At 40.7% G+C, this 1,169-nt stretch carries 2 protein-coding genes and 1 pseudogene; all 3 read right to left on the reverse strand.

From position 1 onward, the window contains the following. Positions 1–399: putative baseplate assembly protein (locus ACUVJL_RS29730; RefSeq protein ID WP_445249127.1), on the reverse strand; the 399-nt coding region annotated here is incomplete at its 3' end. Beyond that, positions 396–821, reverse strand: a complete 426-nt coding sequence (locus ACUVJL_RS29735; RefSeq protein WP_445249128.1) for a GPW/gp25 family protein — start codon at positions 819–821, stop codon at positions 396–398. The genes ACUVJL_RS29730 and ACUVJL_RS29735, both read right to left, overlap by 4 nt. Before the next feature lie 124 nt (positions 822–945). Beyond that, positions 946–1,169, reverse strand: a pseudogene (locus ACUVJL_RS29740) (YbjN domain-containing protein); the annotation flags it as partial.

Genomic DNA, 1,169 nt, shown 5'->3' on the forward strand with positions numbered 1-1,169 from the left:
CGCGAATTCTTCATCCGTGCTGAAAATAATCGCTTCTTGAGTTTCGGTTCGCACTGTTGCCACTTCAGTGGCGTAGGGAATTCTAATTGGTTCCGGTTGCGCCTTAGTTAGATAAAATGTTAATTCGCACCAAGCAGGTGCAGGTGGTTGCAGACGAATTCCCAACAATTCTAGAAACGCAACATAATTGCGTCGGGGAACTTGTTTAAACCGCATTAACATTTGATCGGTTAACCAAGCAAACAATTCAATCAAAGTAATCCCCGGATCGCCTGGGTTATGATTAGTCCATTCCGGACAGTAGCGGGGAATGCGAAGAATACATTCTTCTACAAGGTCGTTAAAAGTCCGGTCATCGAGATCGGATTTGGGGAGTTCGGGCAAAAAGTCAAATTTCACTGATCCTGACCTATTGGGGATAAATAAAATGGATAAACTAAGCTGCGAGTATCAGGACTATTTTTGGGTTGGTAAATTATTTCAATATCTACTCTACCTCTAATCGGGTCTGGATCGGCACGCACTTCTTTTAAAATAATGCGAGGTTCCCACATTTCTAATGCCTGTTCTACGTATAAACGAATCAGGAGAAGAGTTTGAACGTTCATTGGTTCAAAGACTAACTCTGACAATTTCGATCCAAAGTTTGGTCGATATACCCGTTCTCCTAAATCTGTTCGCAGGATGATAATTATAGATTCTTCAATATTATGGATACTTGAACTGAGTTGGACACCACCTTGTACGTTGACTTGCAAGGGAAATGCAAGTCCGGCTCCAATGTAGTCTTTTAGTTGGGGATAGTAATAATCTTCTGACATGGTAAGTTTTTACCTTATATTTTACTGCAAAGTTGGGTAAGAGCGATCGCTTGTTGGCTCGGGTGGGTGTTACCAATTGATACAACGCTGGTAAGTAAAGGGAGGTATGTGAATACGATAACTCTCAGGTACTATTTTTGACTTGTTCGAGGCAATATGTCAATTGTTCTGTTAATTGTTCAATTTCAATTAAACATTCTATTTCTAACTTGGCGTTTATATAACTTGCGACAAGTTGTGCTATTCGAGCTTCAATGCGATCGGCTAGTTCTTTAACAACCAATAAGGTCGGAGCAATTGCTTGTTCGATCGAGGTTGCGTTATTTTTAGCCTCTTCTATGAGTTGCC

The sequence above is a fragment of the Microcoleus sp. OTE_8_concoct_300 genome, assembly GCF_031383065.1.
Classification (GTDB): domain Bacteria; phylum Cyanobacteriota; class Cyanobacteriia; order Cyanobacteriales; family Microcoleaceae; genus Microcoleus.